Here is a 23115-nt window from a genome sequence, read left to right as displayed (position 1 = left end):
TGGGGCGGCGGGCGTGCGGCCAGGGGTGCGGTGGCCCGGGCCGCCGGAACGGCGATTCACGGCAAAGGGAACTTATGGGATCGAGATCTTGAACCGGAAGACGCCGTACGGGTGTGGCGCCGATCTGGCGCCGCCGCGTTCGACCAGGGCCGGTACTGTTCGGCGAATGAGCTCGCTGAATCTCGACGACTTCACCGATCTGATCGAGCGTCCGGACGGCGGGGTACGCCGTGACGCCGAGGCGCACCGGGAGCGTCGGACCGTGCCGCCCGGCGCGCTGGGCCGCCTGGACGACCTGGGTGAGTGGCTGGCCGCGGCGCAGGGCGCCGTGCCGGTGCGCGCGGTCGAACGGCCGCGGGTGGTCCTGTTCGCCGGTGACCACGGCGTCGCCTCGCTGGGTGTGTCGGCCCGGCCCGCGGGCGGTGCGGAGCGGCTGGTGCGGGCGGTCCTCGAGGGCGGCCGGCCGGTGTCCGTGCTGGCGCGGCGGCTCGGGGTGCCGGTGCGGGTGGTCGACATGGCGCTGGACTGCCCGCCGGAGGCCCTGCCCGGGGACGTGGTACGGCACCGGGTGCGGCGGGGCAGCGGGCGCATCGACATCGAGGACGCGCTCACCCTCGAGGAGGCGGAGGCGGCCCTGCGGGCGGGTGTCGCGGTGGCCGACGAGGAGGCCGACTCGGGCACGGACCTGGTGGTACTGGGCGATGTGAGCGTGGGCGGCACCACGGCGGCGGCCGTGCTGGTCGCCGCGCTGTGCGGCACGGACGCGTCCGTGGTGACCGGGCGGGGCGGCGAGGCGATCGACGACCTGGCGTGGATGCGCAAGTGCGCGGCGATCCGGGACGCGCTGCGCCGGGCCCGGCCCGTACTCGGGGACCAGGTGCGGCTGCTGGCCGCGGTGGGCGGGGCGGATCTCGCCGCGATGACGGGTTTCCTGCTGCAGTGCGCGGTGCGCAAGCTGCCGGTGATCCTGGACGGGGTGGTCTCGGCCGCCTGCGCCCTGGTGGCGCAGCGGGTGGCGTTCCGGGCGCCGGACTGGTGGCTGGCGGGGCACAGCAGCGGGGAGCCCGGGCAGGCCAAGGCGCTGGACCGGATGGCGCTGGAGCCGCTGCTCGAGCAGGGGGTGACCGTGGGGGAGGGGGCGGGGGCGCTGCTGGCGCTGCCGCTGGTGCAGGCCGCGGCGGCGCTGGCGGCGGAGCTGCCCGAGAGGGCGGAGGACGCCGACGAGGCGCGGGACGCCGTAGCCACGTCCGGGGAGGGCGAGGACGCCGGGCAGGCCGGGGAGCTCAAGGACACCGGGGACGCCGGGGGCGAGGACGCCGGGGGTGCGCACACCGCCGGGGAGGCGAAGCTCTGAGGGGCGGGCACGGGGCTGCACGACCGCCGGGGAGCACGACCGGCGGGGAGTACGACCGCCGGGGAGTACGAGCGCCGGGGAGTACGACCGCCGGGGACGCGGCGCGTCACGCGGCGGTGCGCGGCGGGGAAGGGTGACGTGCCCGCGTCCGGCGTCGCGGCGGACGTTCGGCCCCACAGCGCGCCCATATGATCTTCTTTCATGGGAGATGCCCGAAATGTCGAGGACCGGAGTGCCGCGTTCGCCGTCTGGTATCTGCGGGCCGTCGCCTTCGTCAACTTCCTCAGCGCGGTGTGGGTCTCCCTGGGGCAGGACGTCCGGCGGCACAACCAGGAGAACCTGTTCACCCCGTACCTGCTGACCGCCGGCTTCGCCTCCGGCGTCCTCGCGGCCTTCCTCGCCGTCACCATGCGGCGCCGCAAGCGGGCCGCGTGGATCCTGAACCTCGCGCTGAGCGGGCCGTTCCTCGCGCTGTTCGCGCTCTCCATGGCGTTCCCGGAGATCCGCCGCTCCCCGCAGAACTGGGTCTCCCTCGCCCTGACCGCCGCCTTCACCGGCGCCCTGGTGCTCGGGCGGCGCGCCTTCTACGCCAAGGGCGACCGGTCCAACCCCAAGCTGGCCGCCGCCGTCGCGGCGGCCGGGCTGCCCGCCGCCTCGCTGCTCGCCACCGTGCTGGTGACGGTCACCAACCAGGCGCCCGACGCGGCCCGTTCGACGTTCCTGGAGCGCTGGCACTACGGCACGCTGCGGCTCGTCTCGGTCGCCGCGCCCGAGGCCCGCTTCCCCGGCATCGACACCCCGTACTGGGCGGACGTCGCCGTCAACGTGCTGTCCACCGCGCTGGTCCTGGCCGTGCTGTACGCCGCCTTCCGCTCCCGCCGCGCCGTCGACCCGCTCGGTGACGACGACGACAAGCGGCTGCGGGAGCTGCTCCAGCGGCACGGCGAGCGGGACTCCCTCGGCTACTTCGCGCTGCGCCGCGACAAGAGCGTCCTGTGGTCGCCGACCGGCAAGGCCGCCGTCGCCTACCGGGTGGTGGGCGGGGTGTCGCTGGCCTCCGGCGACCCGATCGGCGACCCGGAGGCCTGGCCCGGGGCGATCGAGCCGTGGCTGGCCGAGGCGCGGGCGCACGGCTGGATCCCGGCGGTGATGGGAGCGGGCGAGGAGGCGGGCACGGTGTACGCCCGGCACGGCCTGGACGCGCTGGAACTCGGCGACGAGGCGGTGGTGGAGGTCGCCGAGTTCACCCTGGAGGGCCGCGCCATGCGCACCGTGCGGCAGGCCCGCAACCGGGTGCGGCGGGCCGGGTACACGGTGCGCGTCCGCCGGCACGAGGACATCCCGGCCGCCGAGATGGCGTACCTGGTCGCCCGGGCCGACGACTGGCGGGACGGGCCCACCGAACGCGGGTTCAGCATGGCGCTGGGGCGGCTCGGCGACCCGCGGGACGGCCGGTGCGTGATGCTCGAGTGCCACGACGCCGGCGGGGCCCTGCGCGCCCTGCTGTCGTTCGTGCCGTGGGGGCCGTCCGGGCTGTCGCTGGACCTCATGCGGCGGGACCGGCAGGCCGGGAACGGGCTCGTCGAGTTCATGGTGCTCGAACTGCTGGAGAGGGCCGGGGAGATCGGCGTCACCCAGGTCTCGCTCAACTTCGCCATGTTCCGCTCGGTCTTCGAACGTGGCGCACGCCTCGGCGCCGGGCCGGTGCTGAGGCTGTGGCGCTCGCTGCTCGGCTTCTTCTCCCGCTGGTGGCAGATCGAGTCGCTGTACCGCGCCAACGCCAAGTACCGGCCCATCTGGGAGCCGCGGTTCCTGCTCTTCGAGAAGAGCGCGGACCTGCTGCGCATCGGCCTCGCGGCGGCGCGCGCGGAGGGGTTCCTGGGGGTGCCGGGCCTGCCGGGGCGGCTGCGCCGCGGACCGCATCTGCACGCCCCCGCACCGCGGGGGCAGGCATGAAGGACACCGACGAGGACACCGGATGAGAGCACCGGACGAGGAGCGCCCGATGGGGTGCGCCGGATGAGCGGGGCCGCCCGCTGGGCCCGCGCAGAGTGGGGACCCCTGTACGCCGCCGTGCGCGGGCCGCTGCTGGAGCGGCGGCTGCGGGCGGTCCCGATGACCCTGGCCGCGGTGTGCCTGACCGGACTGCTGCAGTGGACGCAGAACCAGCCCTGGGGGCACCTCCTGGTCCAGCGGCTCGGTGCCGTGCGCGCCGCGGAACCGCTGTGGCTCGCTCTGCTCCGCACCCCCCTGTCGCTGTTCGTGCCGGCGCCCGACCTGCCCGTGTGGGGCGCGCTGGCGCAGATCCTGTGTGTGTTCGGCACCGGTGAGATCTGCCTGGGCCGGCGGCGCACCCTCGCCGTCGCCTACGCCGCGACGCTCGCCGGGACCCTGTACGCGCGGCTGGGCATCGCCCTCGGCCCGCACCGCCCGTTCGGGCTGCCCGGCTCCGACGCCTGGGTGGTGGACACCGGCCCGTCCGCGGCCGTGGTGGGGCTCGCCGTGCACCTGGGCTGGCGCTACGGGGCGTACGCCACGACCTGTGCGGTGACCCTGGCGATGGCGGCCGAGGTGGCGCTGAAGGGCAACCTCGCGGGCAAGGAGCACATGGCGGCGCTCGCGGTGGTGGGCCTCGGGTGCGCCTGGTCCGCGGTGCGCGAGGGGCGGTCTCGCCAGGGGTGGCCGCTCGAGGGCGGTCGCGAGGGGTGGCCGCGCGACGGCGGTCGCGAGGGGCGGCCTTGCGCGGCCGGGCACGGTGAACAGCCCGGCGAGACCGGGCACGAGGGACGACCCCCGGGGGCCGGGCGTGCGGGTTGGGGCGAGGGGGCCGCGCGCCCCGTGGCGCGCCCCCGTCAGCCGGAGCCGGGGCGGCCCGGGGGCAGCCGGGCCGGCGGCGCGTCGGGCTTGCCGCCGATCCAGTCCTGAAACGCGCGGCGCGGCCCCGACCAGCGGCGGTCGTGGCGGTCGGCGCGCGCGCCGGCGCGCGCCAGGGCGCGCGGGCGGCGGCGGTAGAAGCGCCGGGCCCAGTACGACCCGGGGCGGGCCAGGCGGACCGCGCCGATCAGGGCGACGAACGGGACGATCACTCCGAACAGCGCGACACGGCCCTTGCCCTTGCTCAGGGCCACCAGGGAGAGCACGAAGTTCACGGCGACCGTGGAGATGACCGTCCCGCGGTTCTGCAGCTCGCTCTCGGACAGGTCGTTGACGCCGAACGGGGAGAACCCGGCGAGCACCAGGCCGACCAGGGCCACGGTGACGGCGACGACCTCGACGCTCTTGCGGCCGGCCTCGGTCCAGTAGACGTCGTCCAGGTACAGGATCAGCGCGAACTCGTCGAGCACGAGCCCCGCGCCCACGCCGAAGACCACCGCGAAGGCCGCGGCGCCGAAGCCCTCCCGGCCGCTGGCCACCGCGCCGAAGCCGCCGAAGACGGTGAGCACGACCCCGGGGACGACGTGGTGGATGTGCAGCCCGCCGGCCTTGACGTTGCCGAACGGGCCCTTGCCCGCGCGGATCAGACGGGTGACGCAGCGGGTCACCACGAAGGTGACGACGAAGGCGCCGAGGGCGAGCAGCAGGGGCAGTTTGCCGGGTTCGACGATGTTGCGGTACAGCCAGTGCCCCATGTGTGCAGTGTGCCCCGTCCCCCGCGGCGCCGCCCGCCGGCACGGGCCGCCCGCGGACGCCCGCAAGGGCCCGCCTGGCCGCCAGGGCCCGCGGCTGTCCGCAAGGGCCCGTGGCCGCCCGCAAGGGCCCGCGGCTGGCCGCAAGGGCCCGCGGCTGGCCGGCGAAGGCACGCGAAGCGGTACGCGACGAGGCACGCGACGAGGCACGGAGAACCCCGCGCACCGGCCCGGCGCGGGTGCCCGTAGTCTGCCCGCGTGTCCACGCCCTCCTCGTCCGCCGCCCTGCACGGCCTGCGGTTCGCCTTCGGCACGCTCACCGTCCTCCCGGTGCGGGTGAGCCGCTGGGACCGCGAGGCCGCCCGCGCGGGCATGCTCTGCGCGCCGGCCGCCGGGCTGGTGATCGGGCCGGCGGCGGCGGCCGCGGGCCTGCTGCTGCTCGTCCTCGGCGCCGGTCCGCTGACGGCCGCCGTCGCCACCGCGGCCGTGCCCGCCGTACTCACCCGCGGCCTGCACCTGGACGGGCTCGCCGACACCGCGGACGGACTGGGCAGCGGCCGGCCCGCCGAGGACGCGCTGCGGATCATGAAGCAGTCGGACATCGGCCCCTTCGGGGTGATCACGCTGGTGTTCGTCCTGCTCGCCCAGGTGGCCGCCCTCGCCCGGGCCTACGACACCTCCTGGGCGCTGGGCGCGCTCGCCGCCGTCGTCTCGGCCGTCACCGCCCGGCTGGCGCTGACGCTGGCCGCGCGCACCGGGGTGCCGGCCGCGCGGCCCGAGGGGCTGGGCGCGGCGGTCGCCGGGGTGGTCCCGGTCCCCGCCGCGCTGGGCGCGGCCCTGGCGGTCGCGGTGGTGGCGGCGGCGGCCGGCGCGGCGCTCGGGACGCGCCGCGCCGTGCTCGCGGCGGCAGCGGTGGCCGGCGCCCTCGCCGTCGCCGACCTGCTGCTGCGGCACTGCACACGCCGTCTGGGCGGGGTGACGGGCGATGTGTTCGGCGCGGTCGCGGAGACGGCGGCGACCACCGCCCTGGTCCTGCTGTCCCTGGCCTGAAATCGTCACCGGCCCGGAACGATACGGCCAAGGCGCCCCGTCCGCCCCGTCCGCTCGCTAACCTGGGCGCCCGTCGCCCCGCGGACGGGCGGCGGCCTTTGACGGACAGGTGATCGTGATCGGGGGGCGTCCGTGCCGAAACTGCGCCGTGCCACGGCCTGGTTCATCGACTTCTCACTGGTGGTCGCGGTGGGCGCGGTACTCGCCGTGCTGACCTTCCACCGGATCTCCGCGCTCGTCACCGAGGTGCCGGAGCTGGCCACCCGCGGCGGCTGGGACCTGCTCACCTCGCGCGGCGACGTCCTCGACGCCTCGCAACGGCTGGGGCTGTCGCTGTGGGACGAGGCGGTGCTCTACGTCGAGGAGGCCTTCGGGCTGCTGGTGCTGGCGGCCTTCCTGTACCAGTGGCTGTGCCTCGCCTTCGTAGGGCGGACGGTCGGCAAGGGACTGCTCGGGCTGAAGGTCGCCACCACCGGCCCGCGCCAGGCCCGCCGGGCCGCCCTGCGGGCCGCGGTGACCACGACGGCCGACGTCGCCGTCTACGCCGTGGCCTGTGTGCTGCTGATCGAGGGGCAGGTGCTGCTGTCGGTGCTCGTGTGGGTGGTGGCCGTGGCGGTGTTCCTGCTCAACGCCGTGCCGGTGCTGCTGCCCGGCCGGCGCTCGCTGGCCGACCGGGTGGCGGGCACCACCGTCACCGGGCTCGTCCTGCGGTTCAGCAGGCCCGGCGCCACGCCCCCGGTCCGTACTCCCTGACCGGCGAGCCCGGCCGTGGCCGGCGGGACCGGGCGCGGAAACGGCCGGCCGATGGCCCGTACTCCACGGGGAGCACCGCCGCCCTGCCGGCCGTCGCCCGGCGGTCACGCTGCCGGTGAACCGGCGCGCGTCGGGCCGGAAGCCCTCCCGAGCGCCCGCCGGGACGTGGCGGACGGCCTTGCGGGCCCGGCGGTGCAGCGCGGCGACGGTCGCCGCGGCGCGGTCCAAGCCGTCGATGTCCTGGACCTCCGCGTCGGCCTCCGCGCCGGCGGAGGTGTCCGGACGGCCGCCGAGCCGCCACCGCCGGGTCGTCCCCGGGCGGGGGGGGGGGCGGGGGGGGGGGGGGGGCGGGGCGCGGGTGGCCGTGGCCGGGGCGGGGCCGGGGGGCGGGGCCCGACGTGCGGGGGGGGCGCCCCCGGGGGGGGGGGGGGCCGCGCCCCCCCCCCCCCCCCCCCCCCCCCCCCCCCCCCCCGCGGGCCCGCGCAGCCGGCGAGCACCGCGACGAGCGGGACGAGGACCGGGACGGGGAGCGGGACGGTGAGGGGGACGGGCCGTCCCTCGGGTCCGGCTCCAAGGGCCGGGCGGGGGGCGCCGTACCGTACGTCCTCGCCGATTCCCCCCGTACGCGGGCGAGTTGGCCGCCGCGGGAGCCTCGCGGCGGCGGTGGGGCGGCGGGAGGGCGGCACCGGCACCGCCCCCGGCCGACCGACCACGGGACGGCTCGGCCCGGCGACGCGCGTAGGCTCGGTGCCGGGTGTTTTCCTGCCCGGGTGAAGACCGCACCGCGGAAGGGTTCTAGGGTCGGACGTCGGGCTCGGTCGACCCACCCGTATTCGGCCACACCACCTTTGACAGGGAAGCGAGATTTCACCACCGTGACTGCTCTCACTCTCAGCACCGCCGCGGCGCCGGGCCTGCGGGCCGACGCAATCGTGATCGGTGTCGCCAAGGTCTCCGGATCCAAGTCCGGGGACCTGGTCGTCGCACCGGGCGCGGAGGCCGTCGACGCCGCGTACGACGGCAGGCTCGCCGGCGTACTGGAGACCCTCGGCGCCTCCGGTGCCGAGGGCGAGGTGACGAAGCTGCCCGCCCCGTCCGGATTCAAGGCCCCGCTCGTGCTCGCGGTGGGTCTCGGCGCGCAGCCCGAGAAGGACGCCGGGTACGGCGCCGAGGCGCTGCGCCGGGCTGCCGGCGTGGCCGCCCGCGCCCTGGCCGGCGCCAAGAAGGCCGCCTTCGCGCTGCCGCTCGCGGACGCCGCCGACGCCGGCGCGATCGCGGAGGGCGCGCTGCTCGGCGCGTACTCCTTCGACGCGTACAAGGAGAACGGCAAGGACGCCAAGTCCCGCAACGGCAAGGCGCCGCTCGCCGAGGCCGTGCTGCTCGGCGGCAAGCCCCGCGACCGCGCGCACAAGGCGGCCGTCGAGCGCGCCACCGCCGTCGCCGAGGAGCTCAACCGCGCCCGCGACCTGATCAACACCCCGCCGAACGACCTCAACCCGGCCTCCTTCGCCGCCGTCGCGCAGGACGCGGCCAAGGCGCACGGCCTGAAGATCCAGGTGCTGGACGAGAAGGCGCTCGCCAAGGGCGGCTACGGCGGCATCCTCGGCGTCGGCTCCGGCTCGGCCGCCGCACCGCGGCTGGTGAAGCTGTCGTACACCAGCTCCAAGGCGAAGAAGCACCTGGCGCTGGTCGGCAAGGGCATCACCTACGACTCGGGCGGCATCTCGCTCAAGCCGGCCGGCCACAACGAGACGATGAAGTGCGACATGAGCGGCGCCGCCGCCGTGTTCGCGGCCGTCGTCGCCGCCGCCCGCCTGGGCCTGGAGGTCAACGTCACCGGCTGGCTGGCGCTGGCCGAGAACATGCCCTCCGGCTCCGCCACCCGTCCGGGTGATGTGCTGCGGATGTTCAGCGGCAAGACGGTGGAGGTGCTCAACACCGACGCCGAGGGCCGGCTGGTGCTCGCGGACGCGCTGTGGGCGGCGTCCCTGGAGAAGCCGGACGCCATCGTGGACGTGGCGACGCTGACCGGCGCGATGGTGCTGGCGCTCGGCAGCCGCACCTTCGGGATCATGGCGAACGACGACGCGTTCCGCACCGCGATCCACGAGGCCGCCGAGGAGGTCGGCGAGGAGGCCTGGCCGATGCCGCTGCCCGAGCACCTGCGCAAGGGCATGGACTCCCCCACCGCCGACATCGCCAACATGGGCGAGCGGATGGGCGGCGGCCTGGTCGCCGGCCTGTTCCTGCGCGAGTTCGTCGGCGAGGGCATCACCTGGGCGCACCTGGACATCGCCGGCCCCGCCTTCAACGAGGGCGGCCCGTTCGGCTACACGCCCAAGGGCGGCACGGGCTCCGCGGTGCGCACCCTGGTGCGGCTGGCGGAGCTGACCGCCTCCGGCGACCTGGCCTAGGACACCCAGGGCGTGTTGCGAAGGTCCCGCCCGCCCTCCGGGCGGACGGCACTGTTTTCGCAACACGCCCTGGCCGCCCGGCGGCACGGCCGGTCCGCCGTGTCGCGGCCGTGCCGTGCGGAGGCCGTGCCGTGCCACGGCCGTGCAGTGCGGAGGCCGTGCAGTGCGGAGGCCGTGCAGTGCGGAGGCCGTGCCGTGCGGAGGCCGTGCCGTGCCGCGGCTGCCCGCCTCCGCACGGCCCGGGCGCGCACCGGCCCCCGCCGGGCACCCCCCGCCCCCGGGCCGGGTGACCCGCGGGGGCCGGCCGCCCGGCCGGGGCACGGTGAGTGGGACGTCTCACACTCGGGGGGCGCGTCTCGTTCGTCCCCGACAAGTGCGAAGATGGGCGTCGGCAGGACAGGGCCCCCACCTGAGGGCCGAAGAACGAGCGGCCGGACACCAGCCGCCTGCCGGTCACCGACGACCGGCGTACGGCGCACATGCATGGAGGACGTGACGTGGCGAACGACGCCAGCACCGTTTTCGACCTAGTGATCCTCGGCGGTGGTAGCGGTGGTTACGCCGCGGCCCTGCGCGGGGCGCAGCTGGGCCTGGACGTCGCCCTGATCGAGAAGGACAAGGTCGGCGGCACCTGCCTGCACCGGGGTTGCATCCCCACCAAGGCCCTGCTGCACGCGGGCGAGATCGCCGACCAGGCCCGCGAGAGCGAGCAGTTCGGCGTCAAGGCCACCTTCGAGGGCATCGACGTCCCGGCCGTCCACAAGTACAAGGACGACGTCGTCTCGGGTCTGTACAAGGGCCTGCAGGGACTCATCGCCTCGCGCAAGGTGACCTACATCGAGGGCGAGGGCCGGCTGTCCTCCCCCACCTCCGTCGACGTCAACGGGCAGCGCGTCCAGGGCCGCCACGTCCTCCTGGCGACCGGCTCCGTGCCGAAGTCCCTGCCGGGCCTGGAGATCGACGGCGACCGCATCATCTCCTCCGACCACGCGCTGGTCCTGGACCGCGTGCCGAAGTCCGCGATCATCCTGGGCGGCGGCGTGATCGGCGTGGAGTTCGCCTCCGCGTGGAAGTCCTTCGGCGCCGACGTCACGATCATCGAGGGCCTCAAGCACCTGGTCCCGGTCGAGGACGAGAACAGCTCCAAGCTGCTGGAGCGCGCCTTCCGCAAGCGCGGCATCAAGTTCAACCTGGGCACCTTCTTCCAGAAGGCCGAGTACACGGCCGACGGCGTCAAGGTCACCCTGGCGGACGGCAAGGAGTTCGAGGCCGAGGTCCTGCTCGTCGCCGTCGGCCGCGGCCCGGTCTCCCAGGGCCTGGGCTACGAGGAGGCCGGGGTCGCCATGGACCGCGGCTACGTCCTGGTCGACGAGTACATGCGCACCAACGTCCCGACCATCTCCGCCGTCGGCGACCTGGTCCCCACCCTCCAGCTCGCGCACGTCGGCTTCGCGGAGGGCATCCTGGTGGCGGAGCGTCTGGCCGGTCTGAAGGTCGTTCCGGTCGACTACGACGGTGTGCCGCGGGTGACGTACTGCCACCCGGAGGTCGCCTCCGTCGGCATCACCGAGGCCAAGGCCAAGGAGGTCTACGGCGCGGACAAGGTCGTCGCTCTGAAGTACAACCTTGCGGGCAACGGCAAGAGCAAGATCCTCAAGACCGCGGGCGAGATCAAGCTCGTCCAGGTCAAGGACGGCGCCGTGGTCGGCGTGCACATGGTCGGCGACCGCATGGGTGAGCAGGTCGGCGAGGCCCAGCTGATCTACAACTGGGAGGCGCTGCCGGCCGAGGTGGCCCAGCTCGTCCACGCCCACCCGACGCAGAACGAGGCGCTCGGCGAGGCCCACCTGGCGCTGGCCGGCAAGCCGCTGCACTCCCACGACTGACGCCTTCAGTCATCGGGCGCGACGACACAGACTTCCGCAATTCGTTAGGAGCAACCGAAACCATGGCGGTTTCCGTAACCCTTCCGGCGCTCGGCGAGAGCGTCACCGAGGGCACTGTCACCCGCTGGCTGAAGGCCGAGGGAGAGCGCGTCGAGGCCGACGAGCCGCTGCTCGAGGTGTCGACCGACAAGGTCGACACCGAGATCCCCTCGCCCGCCGCCGGTGTGCTGGCCTCCATCAAGGTCGCCGAGGACGAGACCGTCGAGGTCGGCGCCGAGCTGGCCGTCATCGACGACGGCTCCGGCGCCCCCGCGGCCGCCCCGGCCCCGGCCGCCGAGGCCGCCCCGGCCGCCGCCCCGGCCCCGGCCGCCGCTCCGGCGGCCCAGGCGCCGGCCGCCCCCGCCGCCGAGCAGGCCGCCCCCGCCCCGGCTCCGACCGCCGAGGCCGCCGCCGGCGCCGGCTCCGCCGAGGGCACCGACGTGGTCCTGCCCGCGCTCGGCGAGTCCGTCACCGAGGGCACGGTCACCCGCTGGCTGAAGTCGGTCGGCGACTCCGTCGAGGCCGACGAGCCGCTGCTCGAGGTCTCCACGGACAAGGTCGACACCGAGATCCCCGCGCCCACCTCCGGTGTGCTGCTGGAGATCGTGGTCGGCGAGGACGAGACCGCCGAGGTCGGCGCCAAGCTCGCCGTCATCGGCGCCCCGGGTGCCGCCCCGGCCGCCGCCGCGGCTCCGGCCGCCCCGGCCCCCGCGCCCGCCGCCGCTGCCCCGGCCGCCCCCGCGGCCCCGGCGCCCGCCCCCGCGCCCGCTCCCGCCGCCCCGGCGCCGCAGGCCCCGGCGGCTCCGGCCCCGCAGCAGCAGGTCACCCCGGCTCCCGAGCCGGCCCCGGCCGCTCCGGCGCCCGCCCCCGCGCCCGCCGCCGCCCCCGCCGCCGCACCGGCCGCCCAGGCGACCGACGAGGGCGCCTACGTCACCCCGCTGGTGCGCAAGCTCGCCGCGGAGAACGGCGTGGACCTGTCCACGGTCAAGGGCACCGGCGTCGGCGGACGCATCCGCAAGCAGGACGTCCTGGCCGCCGCCGAGGCCGCGAAGGCCGCCGCGCCGGCTCCGGCCGCCGCCGCCCCGGCCGCCACCGCTGCCCGCCGGACCCCGGTTCTCGAGGTCTCCCCGCTGCGCGGCCAGACCGTGAAGATGCCGCGGATCCGCAAGGTCATCGGCGACAACATGGTCAAGGCGCTGCACGAGCAGGCGCAGCTGTCCTCGGTGGTCGAGGTCGACGTGACCCGGCTGATGCGGCTGCGCGCCCAGGCGAAGGACTCCTTCGCGGCGCGCGAGGGCGTCAAGCTCTCCCCGATGCCGTTCTTCGTCAAGGCCGCCGCCCAGGCGCTCAAGGCCCACCCGGTCATCAACGCCAGGATCAACGAGGCCGAGGGGACCATCACCTACTTCGACACCGAGCACATCGGTATCGCGGTGGACTCCGAGAAGGGCCTGATGACCCCGGTCATCAAGAACGCCGGCGACCTGAACATCGCCGGTATCGCCAAGGCCACGGCGGAGCTGGCCGGCAAGGTCCGCAGCAACAAGATCACTCCGGACGAGCTGTCCGGGGCGACCTTCACCATCTCCAACACCGGTTCGCGCGGCGCGCTGTTCGACACGATCATCGTGCCGCCGGGCCAGGTGGCGATCCTCGGCATCGGCGCCACGGTCAAGCGCCCGGCCGTGATCGAGACCGAGGAGGGCACGGTCATCGGCGTCCGCGACATGACGTACCTGACCCTCTCCTACGACCACCGCCTGGTGGACGGCGCCGACGCGGCCCGTTACCTGACGGCGGTCAAGGCGATCCTGGAGGCGGGCGAGTTCGAGGTCGAGCTGGGCCTGTAGCCCCTCCCGACCGGCTCAGTGCGGCGCCCCGTCCGGATCCTCCGGGCGGGGCGCCGCCGTTGCGCCGGGAGACGGCCCCGGGACGCCGCGCCAGCGTGTGCGCCTCGTCTCACCTGCGTCAAAGCGCCCCCGCGCGCGACTCCCGCGCGGCGAACCCACCGTATTGTCTAAACGTCAGACGCCCCAGAGGGCCCGTGGCCCCTCCCTAAGGAGCCTTCATGACCGCGCCGGTCGTCCACTCGCTGCGCGAGCAGATCCGCGAGCACATCGTGGAGGGGATCGTCAGCGGACGCTGGAAGCCGGGCGAGCGGATCGTGGAGCGGCGGATCGCCACCGAGCTGGAGGTCAGCCAGACACCCGTACGCGAGGCCCTGCGGGAGCTGGAGTCCCTGCGGCTGATCGAGTCGGCGCCGAACAAGGGCGTACGGGTACGGAACCTGACCGCCGCCGACCTGGAGGAGAGCTACCCCGTGCGGGCCGGCCTGGAGGCCATCGCGGCCGAGCTGGCGGCGGACCGGCTGGCCCAGGACTGCTCGGCCCTGGAGCCGCACGTGGCCGCGCTCTACGAGGCCGACCGCGCCTCGGACGGCACCGCCCAGGTACGCCACACGGTCGGCTTCCACCGCGAACTGGTCCGCGCGGCGGGCAACTCGGTCCTGCTGCACACCTGGGAGGGCCTGGGCATCGAGGTCTTCACCGCCCTGTCCATCCGCTGGCTGGGCACGGTCCAGCAGTCCTACGCCGAGGAACACGAGGACCTGGTCCAGGCCTTCCGCCGCCACGACCCCCGCATCGCAGACCTGGTCAAATCCCACGTCCTGGGCTGCGCCCCCCGCCCCTGACGCATCCCGCGGGGCGACGCGACGGGGTCCGGGGCGAAGCCCCGCATGGGGTGCAGGGGCGGAGCCCCGCGTGGGGTCCGGGGCGAAGCCCCGGCCGGGGTCCGGGGAGCAGCCCCGCCCGGGGTGCAGGGGCGGAGCCCCGCATGGTGTCCGGGGCGCACCCCCGGCCGGGGTCCGGGGAGCAGCCCCGCCCGGGGTGCAGGGGCGGAGCCCCGCGTGGGGTGCAGGGGCACAGCCCCGTGACGGTGCCGCCTCACCCCACCGCGTCGGGTGGGCCGGATGGGGCAAAGAGGGTGCAGGGGGCGCAGCCCCCGCCCGGGGTGCAGGGGGCGCAGCCCCCGCCCGGGGTGCAGGGGGCGGAGCCCCGCGTGGGGTCCGGGGCGAAGCCCCGTGGCGGCAACTCCTCTGCCCACCGAGTCGGGCGGGTCGGATGGGGCAGAGGGGGGTGCGGGGGGGCGCAGCCCCCTGCCGGGGTCTGGGGCGGAGCCCCAGGGACGGTGACCCCTCACCCCACCGAGTCGGGCGGGCGGGTGGGCAAAAGCGAACGGGGCCGCGGGGGCCACAGCCTCCACCGGAGCCCCCGGGGGCAGCCCCCACCCCCTTCCCTCACGGCACCCCGTGCCCCCACCCCCGACACCCCGTGCCGACTTTCTCGGAATCAAGACTTTTTCACCCTCAACCCTTTGATCGATCATCGATCAGAGAGTTAGAGTCCCCGACGGGCTCTCACCAGAGCCCACCGCCCTGTCCTGCCAAAGACCAAGGGCACCCCCGAACCCTTACAGATGAGGGCACCCCCTTCGACTGAGGAAGGCGGCGACATGACCGACCCCTACGCCATCCAGCCGAGCGAGCTCGACCAGCTCCCGGACCGCGACCCGGAGGAGACCGCCGAATGGCAGGCGTCCCTGGACGCCGTCGCCGGGGCCGCGGGCCCGCACCGTGCCGCGTACCTGATGCGCCGCACGCTGGAGCGCGCGCGGGGCGCCGGCGTCGCACTGCCCAGGCTCCTCGAGACCGACTACGTCAACTCCATCCCCACCGCCGCCGAACCGGCCGTCCCGGGTGACGAGGCCATGGAGGCCCGGATCACCGCCTGGAACCGCTGGAACGCCGCGGCGATGGTCACCCGCGGCGCCAAGCACGGCGTCGGCGGCCACATCGCCACCTTCGCCTCCGCCGCCTGGCTCTACGAGACCGGCTTCAACCACTTCTTCCACGGCAAGGAGGGCGACGGCTCCGGCGACCAGCTCTACATCCAGGGCCACGCCTCCCCCGGCATCTACGCCCGCGCCTTCCTCGACGGCCGGCTGACCGAGCGGCACCTCGACAACTTCCGCCAGGAGGCCGGCGGCGACGGCCTGCCCTCCTACCCGCACCCGCGCCGGCTGCCCTGGCTGTGGGAGTTCCCGACCGTGTCGATGGGCCTCGGCCCGCTCTCCGCGATCTACCAGGCGCGCTTCAACCGCTACCTCACCAACCGCGGCATCAAGGACGTCTCCGCCTCCCACGTGTGGGCGTTCCTCGGCGACGGCGAGATGGACGAGCCGGAGTCGACGGCGGCCCTCGCCCTGGCCGCCCGCGAGGAGCTGGACAACCTCACCTTCGTCATCAACTGCAACCTGCAGCGCCTGGACGGCCCGGTCCGCGCCAATTTCAAGATCGTGCAGGAGCTGGAGGCCCAGTTCCGCGGCGCCGGCTGGAACGTGGTCAAGTCGCTGTGGGGCTCCGCCTGGGACGAGCTGTTCCAGCTCGACACCACGGGCGCGCTGGTGCGCCGGCTGCGCGAGGTCCCGGACGCGCAGGTGCAGACGTACCAGACGCGCGGCGCGGCCTACATCCGCGAGGACTTCTTCGGCAAGGACCCCGCCCTCGCCGAGATGGCGAAGCTGCTGAGCGACGACAAGATCCTCGAGTGTTTCCACGTCTCGCGCGGCGGTCACGAGCCCCGCAAGGTCTACGCCGCCTACCGGGCCGCCCTGGCCCACAAGGGCGCCCCGACGGTGATCCTGGCCCAGACCGTCAAGGGCCACACCCTCGGTGAGGGCTTCGCCTCCAAGAACGCCAACCACCAGATGAAGAAGCTGTCGGTGGAGGAGTTCAAGGCGATGCGCGACCGCCTCGACCTGCCGATCAGGGACAGCGACTTCGCCGACGGCGTCGTCCCCTACGGCCACCCCGGCGCCGACTCCCCCGAGGCCCGCTACCTCCAGGAGCGCCGCGCGGCCCTCGGCGGCCCGGCCCCGGCCCGCCGCGTCCACCCGGTGGCCCCGCTGCCGGCGCCGGCGGACAAGGCGTTCGCCGCCTTCGACAAGGGCTCCGGCGCGCAGAACGTGGCCACCACGATGGCCTTCGTCCGTCTGGTCAAGGACCTGGTCCGGGACAAGGAGACGGGCCGGCGCTGGGTGCCGATCGTCCCGGACGAGGCGCGCACCTTCGGCATGGAGTCGCTGTTCCCGTCGCTCGGCATCTACTCGCCCAAGGGGCAGACGTACGAGCCGGTCGACCGCGACCAGCTGATGTACTACAAGGAGGCCAGGAACGGCCAGATCCTCAACGAGGGGATCACCGAGGCCGGCTCCATGGCCGACTTCATCGCCGCCTCGACGTCGTACGCGACGCACGGCGAGGCGATGATCCCGTTCTACATCTTCTACTCGATGTTCGGCTGGCAGCGCACCGCCGACCAGATGTGGCAGCTCGGCGACCAGCTCGGCCGCGGCTTCCTGGTCGGCGCCACGGCCGGCCGGACCACGCTGACGGGCGAGGGCCTGCAGCACGCCGACGGCCACTCCCCGGTGATCGCGGCGACCAACCCGGCCGCGCTGACCTACGACCCGGCGTTCGCCTACGAGATCGCGGTCATCGTCAAGGAGGGCCTGCGCCGGATGTACGGCGAGGCGGCCGAGGGCGAGGACCAGAACGTCTTCTACTACCTCACCGTCTACAACGAGCCGCTGCCGCAGCCGGCCAAGCCGTCGGTCCCCGGCATCGACGAGGGCATCGTCAAGGGCCTGTACCGCTTCAACACGGCCGAGTCCGCGGGCCTGACCGTCCCGGCGAACGCGCCGCGGATCCAGCTGCTCGGCTCCGGCACCGCCATCCACTGGGCGCTCCGGGCCCAGCGGATGCTCGCCGAGGAGTGGGGCGTGTCCGCCGACGTGTGGTCCGCCACCTCCTGGACGGAGCTGCGCCGGGACGCCCTGGAGGCCGACGCGGCGCTGCTGCGCGGCGAGGAGCGGGTGCCCTACGTCCGCCGGGCGCTGCACGGGGCCGAGGGCCCGGTGCTCGCGGTCTCCGACTACATGCGCCAGGTCCCGGACCAGATCGCGCAGTGGGTGGAGCAGGACTGGTCCTCGCTGGGCGCCGACGGCTTCGGCCTGTCGGACACCCGTGACGCCGCCCGCCGCCACTTCGGCGTCGACGCCGAGTCGATCGTGGTCGCCGCCCTGGCCCAGCTCGCCCGGCGCGGCGAGGTGAAGGGCTCGGCGGTCAAGGAGGCCCGGGAGCGGTACGGCCTGTAGGGACGGACGCGGTGCGGGTGGCGGCCGGCCGGCCGCCACCCGCTCGGGTCCCGCCCGGCCGGCCCGCACGGGTCCCGCCCGGCAAGCCCGCACGGGTCCCGCCCGGCAAGCCCGCTCGGGATGAGCACGCGGAAGGGGTACGGCGCCGGCCGTGCCCCTTCTTCGCGTTCCGGTGTCGGTGGCTGCCGTCATCATGGGGCCATGCGTGCCGCCCGCCTCATCAGGATGGTGCTGCTGCTCCAGTCGCGGCAGTCCATGACCGCCGCCGAACTCGCCCGGGAGCTGGAGGTGTCGGAGCGTACCGTCACGCGGGACGCGCAGGCGCTGTCGGAGGCGGGGGTGCCGGTGTACGCCGACCGGGGCCGGGGCGGCGGCTACCGGCTGGTCGGCGGCTACCGCACCCGGCTGACGGGCCTCGGCCGTGGTGAGGCGGAGGCGCTGTTCCTCAGCGGCGTACCGGGCGCGCTGCGGGACATGGGGCTGCAGGACACGGCCTCGGCGGCCCGGCTGAAGGTGTCGGCGGCGCTGCTGCCCTCGCTGCGGGACGCGCCCCGTACGGCGGCGCAGCGCTTCCACCTGGACGCGCCGGCCTGGTTCCGCGAGCCGGAGACGCCCGGGTCGCTGGCGGCCTTGGCGGGGGCGGTGTGGGACGACCGCAGGGTCACCGCCCGCTACCGGCGCGGCGAGGAGGAGGCCGTACGGGAGCTGGAGCCCTACGGGCTCGTGCTGAAGGCGGGGGTGTGGTACCTGTGCGCCCGGGTCGTGCGGCACGGCTCCTTCCGGGTGTACCGGATCGACCGCTTCACCGCGGTGGAGGTGGGCGCGGACCGGTTCGAGCGGGACGGGGACTTCGACCTGCCCGCGTTCTGGCAGGAGCGGGCCCGGCAGTTCGCCCGCTCCATCCTGCGTGCCGAGGTGGTGATACGGCTGACGCCGCAGGGCGTGCGCGCACTGCCGTACGCCGTCGATCCGGCCGCGGCCCGCGAGGCCCTGGCCGCCGCGGGCGAGCCGGACGGGCGGGGCCTGCTGACGCTGACCCTGCCGGTGGAGTCGGAGGAGGTGGCACACGCCCAGCTCACCGGTCTCGGCCCGGAGGTGGAGGTGCTGTCCCCTCAGGGCCTGAGGGCCCGCTTCGCCCGGGACGCGGCCCGGCTGGCCGAGTTGTACCACCGGTGAGCGAGCCGAGGCGCGCGCGTTTCGCATAACAATCCGCCGCACTCCGCGTGCGCCCCTTGTGCGGTTGGCCGATGCTTGACCCGTGATGGACGAGACGGAGTTCTGGGAGCTGATCGACGACAGCCGTCAGGCCGCCGAGGGGGACGCCGAGGAGCAGGCCGACCTGCTGGTGGAGCGGCTGCTCGACTGCGACCCGGAGCTGGTGCTGGACTTCGCCCGTCACTTCGAGTCCCGTTACAACCGGGCCTACCGCTGGGACCTGTGGGGCGCCGCGTGGGTGCTGCTGGACGGGGCGAGCGACGACGCCTTCGACTTCTTCCGGTGCTGGCTGATCGGCCAGGGCCGGGAGGTGTTCGAGGGCGCCCTGCACGACCCGGACTCCCTGGCCGACCTGCTCGAGGACTTCGACGAGGAGATCGACGGCGACGGCGAGGAGCTCGGCTACGCCGCAGACGAGGCCTACGAGCAGCTCACCGGGACCGTCGCCCCCGACCTGGGCCTCCCGCCGGCCCCGGCGGAGCCGGAGGGCACGCCCGTGGACTTCGAGGACGACCAGGTTCTCGCCCGGCGCTATCCCAGGCTGTGGGCCCGCTTCCGCGAGTAACGGCCCCTCACGCCCGGCCCTGGAGCCTCGCCGCGGCGGCGCGGATCGCCGGCAGCCGGAGCGTCAGGGCGGCGCCCGGGCAGTTGGTCCGGAATCCGTCGGTGTGCCCGGCCAGCGTGGGCAGCAGGGCGGTGGTGCCCGCCCGGTACCGGCTGTGCCCGTTGCTGGACACCAGGGGGACACTGCCGCGCGGGTCGATGCCGGCCAGGCCCAGCTTCCAGGCCGCGAGTGCCGCGATCGCGTCGGTCATGGCACGCGGCACGGCCGTGCCGGCCGGGAAGGTGCCGATGGCCGCCACGCCCGCCGTGCGGTGGTTGAAGCCCTGGGTGTGGGCGCCGGTGACGGCGCGTTCGACTCCGCCGGCCCGGCCCTCGTAGACGGTGCCGCAGCGGTCGACGAGGAAGTTGTAGCCGATGTCGTCCCACTGGCGGGCGCCGGTCTGGCCGGCGTACAGGTGGCGGATGATGCGCGGGGTGTCGGCGCAGGAGTAGCCGTTGGGCGAGTCGGTGTGGTGGACGAACACGGCGACCACCCGGTCGTCGTAGCGCGGCGGCGGCTGCGGGCGCCGCACGGTGGCGTCCAGCCACGCCGAGCGTGGCAGGATCCGCGGCCTGGGCGCGCCGTGCCCGGGGGCCGCGGGTCCGGGCACCAGGGCCCGGGCACGCACCGGCGTGGTCACCGTCCGGCCCGTGCCGGGCGACAGGAGCAGCAGCGCCAGGACGCCCGAGGCCAGCGGCAGGGAGCAGCAGAGCACCGCCACGACGGCGCGGCGCGGGCGCCGCGGGCGCCCCCTCCCGGCCGGCCGCGGTTCCTGATCTTGTACAGCACGCATGACCTCACTGTCGGGCCCTTCCGGTCCGTCCGCGATGTGTGCTGTGCCACCTGGTGGAACCATCGTCCTGGTCCGGGACGTTTCTGGGGGTACACGTACACGTGGCCGGTTCCCGGACCCGCGTGCGCGTGGCTGATCACTGGACCCGTCCCCCACGTACTCAGGGTTCCGAGAGAAAGGCGGCGCGCGTGGACGTGCTCGACCTCCTGCTGGTGCTGGTGATCCTCGTCTACGCCGCGTCCGGCTACCGGCGGGGGCTGGTGGCCGGCTGTGTCTCGCTGGCCGGGTTCGTGGGCGGCGCGGTCGTCGGCGTGTGGGCGCTGCCGTGGGTGATGGGTCTGGTGGCGCGCGGGACGACGGCGGCGACGGTGACCGCCGTGCTCACCGTGCTGGTCCCGGCGGTGGTGGGGCACGAGCTGGCGGGGCGGCTGGCCCTGCGGGTGCGGCGCGAGCTGGACCGCGGGCCGCTGCGGGTGGCCGACGGCATCGGCGGGGCGGCGGCCAACGCGGTGGCGGTGCTGATCGTGGCCTGGGTGGCCGCGAGCGTGCTGGGCGCGTCCTCCTCCCCGGTGGTGACCGGGGCGATACGCGACTCGCGGCTGCTGGGCGCGGTGCAGGACGCGATGCCGGACACCACCCCGGCGTGGTTCTCGCGGGCCACGAACGCGCTCACCCAGGCGGGCTTCCCGCAGGTCTTCAACCCCTTCGAGAACGAGCCGGCGGCGGGGGTCGCCGAGCCCTCCGGGGACAGCGTGACGCGCAGCGCGACGGCCGCCGCCCGGCTGAGCACGGTCAAGATCGAGGGTTCCTCGGGCACCCAGGGCCGCGAGGGCAGCGGCTTCGTGTACGCGCGCCAGCGGGTGATGACCAACGCGCACGTGGTGGCCGGCATCGACGACCCGACCGTGCGGATCGGCGGTGTGGGGCGGTCGTACGAGGCGCGGGTGGTGCTCTTCGACCCGGACCGGGACGTCGCCGTGCTCTACGTGCCCGGGCTGCGCGCCCCGGTGCTGCGGTTCGACGGCACCGCCGCGCGCGGCGACACGGCCGTGGTCGCGGGCTACCCCCAGGACGGGGCCCTGGACCTGCAGGCGGCGACGGTGGCCGGCCGGCTGCGGGCGACCGGCCAGAACATCTACAACGACGCCACGGTCACCCGCGAGATCTACTCGATCCGCTCCACGGTCCGTCCCGGCAACTCCGGCGGTCCACTGCTGACCGGGGACGGCCGCGTCTTCGGGGTGGTGTTCGCCCGCTCCACCTCGGACGACGGCACGGGGTACGCGCTGACGGCGGCCGAGGTGGCCACGGACGCGCGCCGGGCGGCGCACGCGACGGCGGCGGTCGACACCGGCGCGCTGGTCACCTCGTAGCGCGGGAGGGGGCGGCGGGGGTCACAGCGGCCGGCCCATGAGCACGTCGTCGACGTAGGCGCCGTCCAGGTGGAACTCCCCCGGCTGGACGCCCTCGACCACGAAGCCCTCCGACTCGTACAGCTTGCGGGCGGGGGTGTTGTGGCCGAGCACCCGCAGGCTGATGCGCCGGGCGCCCTGGCGGCGGGCCTCCTCGACGGCGGCGCGCAGCAGGGCGCGGCCCACGCCCCGGCCGCGGGCCTCCTCGGCCACGGCGAGTCCGCGGATCTGCCGGACGTGGGCGTTCGAGGCGACGTCGGTGGGCAGGCCGAGGCGGATGTAGCCGGCCAGGCGGCCGTCGAGTTCGGCGACCAGGTGGTCGCGCGGCCCGCTGCGGGGTGTGAAGAAGGGCTCGTACGGCTCCCGCGGCGGCGGGGTGACCGCGTGCAGGGTGGACCAGGTCGCGCGGTCCAGCCGTCCCAGGGCGTCCTCGTCGTCGAGCGTGGCATGGCGTATGTGCGTACCCGGCATGGCGGTCACTCTACGGTGCGTCAGGCGGCGCGCGTGCGGCCGGCTCACCGCGGCCCGGCGGCCTCCGCGGGCAGGCGGTGCGGCGGGCAGGCGGTGCGGCGGGCAGGCGGTGCGGCTGCCCGGCTGCCCGGCGGTGCGGCGGGCAGGATGAGGGCATGAGACGTGCGCGAATCGCGGTGGCCGGCGCGTCCGGTCTGATCGGCAGCGCCCTGGTGCGGTCCCTGACCGCGGACGGGCACGAGGTGGTGCGCCTGGTGCGCCGCCCGGTGCGCGGCCCGGACGAGGTCCGCTGGGACCCGGAGCGCCAGTACGTGGACGCCGCGGGGCTCTCCGGGTGCGAGGCGGTGGTCAATCTGGCGGGCGCGGGGATCGGCGACCGTCGCTGGACGGAGGCGTACAAGCGCACGCTGCGCGACAGCCGGGTGCTGGGCACGGCGGCGCTCGCCGAGGCCGTGGCCTCGCTGGAGGAGCCGCCGCGGGTCTACGTCGGCGGCAGTGCGACCGGCTTCTACGGCGACACCGGCGACCGGGCCGTCGACGAGGACGCCCCGCCCGGGGACGGCTTCCTGGCCTCGCTGTGCGTGGAGTGGGAGGAGGCGGCGGCGCCGGCGCGGGAGGCGGGGGTGCGCACGGTGTTCGCGCGCACCGGCCTGGTGGTCTCCCGCGCGGGCGGGGCGTGGGGGCGGCTGTTCCCGCTGTTCCGGGCCGGGCTGGGCGGGCGGCTGGGCGACGGGCGGCAGTACTGGTCGTTCATCGCGCTGCACGACGAGGTGGCCGCGCTGCGGCATCTCATCGACACCGCGGAGCTGTCGGGGCCGGTCAACCTCACCGCGCCACAGCCGCTGACGAACCGTGAGATCACCGCCGTGATGGGGCGGGTGCTGCACCGTCCGGCGCTCTTCCCGGTGCCCGCGCCGGTGCTGCGGGCCGTGCTCGGCGAGATGGCGGGGGACGTGCTGGGCAGCGCGCGGGTGGTGCCGAAGCGGCTGCTGGAGTCCGGGTTCACGTTCGCGTTCCCGGGGATCGAGGACGCGGTGCGGGCGGCGCTGTGACACCCGGTCAGATCACCGGAACACCGGACGCCTCCTCCCGGGCCGGCCGGCTCCCCCGCCGCCCCGGTCCCGTACCGGTCGGCTCCCCCGGTTCCCTGCCGGCTCACCATCTCCTTCATGCCACCTTGCGACCGTATGCGACCGCCGTGCGACCGTGCCCTGTCGATGCGCGACTGTTCCTGACCGATCCCCGTCCTAACCTCGACCCGAACTCGGGTATTCCTCAAGCC

Annotated in this window: 16 protein-coding genes and 1 pseudogene; 14 read left to right on the top strand and 3 right to left on the bottom strand. The window is 75.1% G+C overall.

All coding sequences use genetic code 11. From position 1 onward, the window contains the following. The first annotated feature begins 166 nt into the window (after positions 1-166). The 3 genes and pseudogenes from cobT to ACI2LW_RS14920 all read left to right on the top strand — a co-directional run. Positions 167-1354 (top strand): nicotinate-nucleotide--dimethylbenzimidazole phosphoribosyltransferase, encoded by a 1188-nt coding sequence (cobT, locus tag ACI2LW_RS14930; protein WP_404731592.1) that lies wholly within the window; start codon positions 167-169, stop codon positions 1352-1354. A gap of 201 nt (positions 1355-1555) precedes the next feature. Further along, the gene (locus ACI2LW_RS14925; protein WP_404731591.1) at positions 1556-3310 is read left to right on the top strand and encodes a phosphatidylglycerol lysyltransferase domain-containing protein; all 1755 of its coding nucleotides are present in this window, start codon (positions 1556-1558) and stop codon (positions 3308-3310) included. 63 nt (positions 3311-3373) lie between these two features. Further along, positions 3374-4066: pseudogene (locus ACI2LW_RS14920) on the top strand (hypothetical protein); the annotation flags it as partial. A gap of 140 nt (positions 4067-4206) precedes the next feature. On the opposite strand, the gene ACI2LW_RS14915 reads toward ACI2LW_RS14920, so the two are convergent. Then, a complete protein-coding gene (locus tag ACI2LW_RS14915) occupies positions 4207-4983 on the bottom strand; it encodes a hypothetical protein (RefSeq protein ID WP_404731590.1) in 777 nt (258 codons plus the stop codon). Positions 4984-5238: 255 nt separating this feature from the next. Between ACI2LW_RS14915 and ACI2LW_RS14910 the strand changes: the two genes are divergently transcribed. From ACI2LW_RS14910 to ACI2LW_RS14870, 9 genes are all read left to right on the top strand, one after another. Then, positions 5239-6030, top strand: a complete 792-nt coding sequence (locus tag ACI2LW_RS14910) for an adenosylcobinamide-GDP ribazoletransferase (RefSeq protein ID WP_404731589.1) — start codon at positions 5239-5241, stop codon at positions 6028-6030. A 132-nt stretch (positions 6031-6162) separates the two neighbouring features. Further along, complete coding sequence (locus ACI2LW_RS14905; RefSeq protein WP_404731588.1) at positions 6163-6783, top strand: RDD family protein; 621 nt, start codon at positions 6163-6165, stop codon at positions 6781-6783. Between the two features lie 875 nt (positions 6784-7658). Next, entirely contained in the window at positions 7659-9197 is a 1539-nt protein-coding gene (locus ACI2LW_RS14900) for a leucyl aminopeptidase (protein WP_404731587.1), read from the top strand. Between the two features lie 497 nt (positions 9198-9694). After that, on the top strand, positions 9695-11083 hold the full coding sequence (gene lpdA, locus ACI2LW_RS14895; protein WP_404731586.1) for a dihydrolipoyl dehydrogenase: 1389 nt from the start codon (positions 9695-9697) through the stop codon (positions 11081-11083). Positions 11084-11145: 62 nt separating this feature from the next. Continuing rightward, positions 11146-12972 carry a 2-oxoglutarate dehydrogenase, E2 component, dihydrolipoamide succinyltransferase gene (gene sucB / locus ACI2LW_RS14890; protein WP_404731585.1) on the top strand — a complete coding sequence of 609 codons (1827 nt, stop codon included), beginning with the start codon at positions 11146-11148 and terminating at the stop codon, positions 12970-12972. Positions 12973-13190: 218 nt separating this feature from the next. Continuing rightward, positions 13191-13814 carry a GntR family transcriptional regulator gene (locus ACI2LW_RS14885; RefSeq protein WP_404731584.1) on the top strand — a complete coding sequence of 208 codons (624 nt, stop codon included), beginning with the start codon at positions 13191-13193 and terminating at the stop codon, positions 13812-13814. Positions 13815-14635: 821 nt separating this feature from the next. Beyond that, positions 14636-17338: a pyruvate dehydrogenase (acetyl-transferring), homodimeric type gene (aceE, locus tag ACI2LW_RS14880; RefSeq protein WP_404731583.1), complete on the top strand. Its 2703-nt coding sequence runs from the start codon at positions 14636-14638 to the stop codon at positions 17336-17338. A 201-nt stretch (positions 17339-17539) separates the two neighbouring features. After that, entirely contained in the window at positions 17540-18514 is a 975-nt protein-coding gene (locus tag ACI2LW_RS14875; protein ID WP_404731582.1) for a helix-turn-helix transcriptional regulator, read from the top strand. Positions 18515-18599: 85 nt separating this feature from the next. Next, positions 18600-19118, top strand: coding sequence for a DUF4240 domain-containing protein (locus ACI2LW_RS14870; protein WP_404731632.1), 519 nt, complete (start codon positions 18600-18602; stop codon positions 19116-19118). A 7-nt stretch (positions 19119-19125) separates the two neighbouring features. Here ACI2LW_RS14870 and ACI2LW_RS14865 read toward each other — a convergent pair whose 3' ends face one another. Next, the gene (locus ACI2LW_RS14865; protein ID WP_404731581.1) at positions 19126-19950 is read right to left on the bottom strand and encodes a peptidoglycan recognition protein; all 825 of its coding nucleotides are present in this window, start codon (positions 19948-19950) and stop codon (positions 19126-19128) included. Positions 19951-20138: 188 nt separating this feature from the next. On the opposite strand from ACI2LW_RS14865, the gene ACI2LW_RS14860 reads away from it, so the two are divergent. Next, a complete protein-coding gene (locus tag ACI2LW_RS14860) occupies positions 20139-21323 on the top strand; it encodes a MarP family serine protease (RefSeq protein ID WP_404731580.1) in 1185 nt (394 codons plus the stop codon). A 21-nt stretch (positions 21324-21344) separates the two neighbouring features. Here the strand turns inward: ACI2LW_RS14860 and ACI2LW_RS14855 are convergent, their stop codons facing one another. Next, complete coding sequence (locus ACI2LW_RS14855; protein WP_404731579.1) at positions 21345-21833, bottom strand: GNAT family N-acetyltransferase; 489 nt, start codon at positions 21831-21833, stop codon at positions 21345-21347. A gap of 155 nt (positions 21834-21988) precedes the next feature. Between ACI2LW_RS14855 and ACI2LW_RS14850 the strand changes: the two genes are divergently transcribed. Continuing rightward, the gene (locus ACI2LW_RS14850; RefSeq protein ID WP_404731578.1) at positions 21989-22885 is read left to right on the top strand and encodes a TIGR01777 family oxidoreductase; all 897 of its coding nucleotides are present in this window, start codon (positions 21989-21991) and stop codon (positions 22883-22885) included. The last annotated feature ends 230 nt before the right edge of the window (positions 22886-23115 follow it).

It is taken from the genome of Streptomyces sp. NPDC004065, assembly GCF_044903565.1.
In the GTDB taxonomy this organism is placed as follows: domain Bacteria; phylum Actinomycetota; class Actinomycetes; order Streptomycetales; family Streptomycetaceae; genus Streptomyces.
The sequence above is the reverse complement of the archived record's forward strand: the minus strand, read 5'-3'. Positions and strand labels throughout refer to the sequence as shown.